This window comes from Vibrio genomosp. F10 str. ZF-129 (genome assembly GCF_000287055.2).
In the GTDB taxonomy this organism is placed as follows: domain Bacteria; phylum Pseudomonadota; class Gammaproteobacteria; order Enterobacterales; family Vibrionaceae; genus Vibrio.
In genome coordinates, this window is the sequence record NZ_AJYQ02000068.1 from 49,948 (window position 1) to 53,482 (window position 3,535).

Genomic DNA, 3,535 nt, shown 5'->3' on the forward strand with positions numbered 1-3,535 from the left:
ACATTGATGTGATGACAGGACGAGAAAACAAAGCAACATCCTAAATAGGATGAAATCGCTGCTCATTATACCTTCAATCAACCGCTAATATTTAGATCCAGAGGCACTCGCCTTTCCTAAAAGTTACGCGTAGACTACCCGATTCAAAAATAGGTCGAGTATTAAGGTTTCAGTTTGCACACAATAGAACAACTAAAAAATGGTCAGCTTAAAGGCGTTAAACGCCTAACAATGTCACAGCAACTGACTGAATTTCCACTAGAGATTTTGCAACTCGCCGACACACTCGAAATATTAGACATCTCAAACAATCAGCTCAAAGACTTACCAGATGAACTAGAACAACTGGTGAATCTGAAGATATTGTTTGCCTCACAAAACCAATTCACTCACCTTCCAGAGGTGCTTGGCCGTTGTCCTCAACTCGAAATGGTCGGTTTTAAAGACAACCAAATCACCGAAGTATCAGAGCACTCACTTCCTAAGCAGCTTCGCTGGTTGATCCTGACGGATAATGACATCGAAGTCCTGCCTTCCGCGCTTGGCCATAGACCTCGATTGCAAAAATTGGCATTAGCTGGCAATAAGATACAACAACTTCCCGACTCAATGAGCCAATTGAACAACTTAGAGCTGATTCGTTTATCGGCGAACCAGTTAACTGAATTTCCCAAGCCGTTACTGTCACTCCCACGCCTTGCTTGGCTCGCGTTCGCTGGCAACCCTTTTTGTGAAAATAACAAGCTCACAACCCAAGTGCCACAGGTAAGCTCTGACAGTTATCAATTAAACCAAGTGTTGGGACAAGGAGCTTCAGGCATTATTTCACACGCCGATTGGTTGAACGAAGAGTACGATTTCCCGAAGCACGTAGCGGTTAAAGTATTTAAGGGCGCAGTCACCAGCGATGGTTACCCGCAAGATGAGCTGCATGCCTGTTTGCAAACAGGACGCCACCCAAATCTTGTTAAATCTATCGCTCAAGTTAATGAAGAAAACTATCTTTCGCTCGTCATGGAACTGATTCCAGAGAACTATTTCAATTTAGGTTTAGCGCCTAGTTTGCAATCGTGCACGCGAGATACGTTCAAGCCCGATTTCCAACTCGGTATTCATGAAATAAAGAGCATTGTTGAACAAATGACGGGCGTATTTAACCATTTACACGAGAACAAAGTCTGCCACGGAGATTTATACGCGCATAACGTGTTAATAAACAGCGACAATCATATGATCTTTGGCGACTTTGGTGCCGCGTCTACCTATGGGTACTTGCCCCGTGAACAGCAGCTGGCAATCAAAGCTATTGAATCAAGATCACTCAGCTTTTTTATTGACGATCTTCTTAGCATTTGTAAACCAGGTGACATCGATAGTGACCACTTCAAAGCACTTTCAAAATCTGCAAAAATGGCATTTTCTGGTTAGATAATAAACAGGTTAAACAATAAACAGGTTAAACAATAAACAGGTTAAACAATAAACAGGTTAGATAATAAACGGATTAAACAACAAACCGTGTTCATTTCTATTGTTCAATAACGCCTTTCGCTCAAATTCAATCATGAGTTGGAGCGAAAGAGTCCATCATTTCTCCTTTTGCTTTCTCAATATGTCACATCGCTTTTCCATCAAAATGAGAGTACCCACCTGTTCTTCACTAATTCTCTTAATAATTAAAGAATTAGTTCGCAAAAATGCCATTCTTGTATTTAACTAAAGTAAGGCTAAAAAGAATTTATGGATGTAACCAATGGCAGAGAAAAACAAGGTTGATAGACCTCAAAAAACAACGAAGAAAACACCAGCGAATCGCAGTACAGACGCAGGGACAAAACGTAAAGATAAAAAAGTCAGAGTGAGTTCAGCACTTCGCATCAATGTACCCATATCCCAATCGTTACTGCTTATCTTGCCTTCTCTTGCTCGCGCTGGTTCTGCTAATGCTGATTCTTCTAATAAAAGTAACGACGATAGCCACAATACTGCCGAGCCTTTGAATGAGCGACACGATGAGAGTCGTTTAGAAGGAACACACAGTCCTAAAACCGAGCAAGCAATCAGCACAGAAAATCGTCTAGAATCACTCGAAGCTAGCAGTAACAGCCAAAATAAAATAGGTGAGGCTCCCCAAGAAACCATTGCTGCAAACCCAACAGGCGGATCTCATTCCTCTCGTTATCTTTCCGTTGCCTCTCATCCGCAAGTCCATTATGTTCCATCGGTTTCAGCGCCTGTAATTACTAACGGACACACCCAGCCTTCAGGCACACCGACTGCGGGGCCAACAAATACAGCACAACCAACGACTTTTGCGTCGGTGACATTTATTGCCGAAACCATCAAAGGAAAATACGGAGAACTGCATGTCGATGAAAGTGGCAAATATGTCTTTGTTCTCGACCCACACTCTCCTCAATATATTTCATTGCAAGAGCTTCAACATGGAACAGATCCATTTACGCTGCATCTTTCAAACGGCTCAACCCTCGTGATTCAAATCCCAGTAACCGGGCACCAAGATACTCCATCTGTATCCGGTGATTTACTCGGTTTTGTAACAGAAGATCACAACGTAGACGCAAACGGATTCTTGCAAGCCAACGGTAAAATCGATGTTATCGATCCCGATCAAAATGAAAGCTCTGTCACTCCCGAAACACTTACTGGGCAATACGGCACACTGACTATTGACGCTCAAGGGCACTGGCAGTATCAAGCTAAAAATTCGAGTCAAGAGATTCAAGCATTGGTGAGCCAAACCAGCCTCCATGAAACATTCATTATTCACACCAAAGATGGAACGCCACAAACGCTTGAAATGACGATTGGTGGCACCGATGACAACGCGGTAGTGTCCGGCTCTGATACGGCAGTTTTAACGGAAGGCACGCATATTCAAGCGCAAGGTAAACTCGATATACAGGATCCAGATGCCGGCCAAGATCATTTTCAAGCGGGGAATTTTCTCGGCCAGTTGGGATCGTTAGTCTTAACCTCACAAGGAAATTGGACCTACCAATTAGATAATACAAACCCAGCCGTTCAAGCATTAGTACAAGGCAAAACCGCCACCGATAGAATTACCGTGCACTCAGCCGATGGCACGCCACACCAAATCACTGTTACTGTAAATGGGACAAATAATGCGGCTATTATTGGCGGCGTTGATACTGCCTCTATATCTGAAAATACCGCTGGCGTTAACATGTCACCCGACTATGCCCAACCTGGCGTTGCAACACTTGGTAATCAAGTGCTGTATGCTGATGGCAAGCTCACCATTACAGACCCTGATACGGGTGAGTCTATTTTTGAAAAGCAAGGTAGCAGTGGCTACGACTACCACGGTACCTATGGAGATCTGATTCTACAAAATGACGGTACATGGCATTATCACGCCGATGCCGGACATAGAGCCGCTACTGGTGGCGTAGCAACAACGCGTGGCACTGCAATTGACCAACTCGGCGAAGGACAAAGCTTAACCGATACGATCACGGTTCATTCAAAAGATGGTACAACACACGATATT

At 43.7% G+C, this 3,535-nt stretch carries 2 protein-coding genes; both read left to right on the plus strand.

The window, feature by feature from the left end; translation table 11 throughout:
- Positions 1 to 174: 174 nt before the first annotated feature.
- The gene (locus A1QO_RS07130) at positions 175 to 1,428 is read left to right on the plus strand and encodes a leucine-rich repeat-containing protein kinase family protein (protein ID WP_017040976.1); all 1,254 of its coding nucleotides are present in this window, start codon (positions 175 to 177) and stop codon (positions 1,426 to 1,428) included.
- Positions 1,429 to 1,753: 325 nt separating this feature from the next.
- Positions 1,754 to 3,535: VCBS domain-containing protein (locus A1QO_RS07135; RefSeq protein WP_026027031.1), on the plus strand; the 1,782-nt coding region annotated here is incomplete at its 3' end.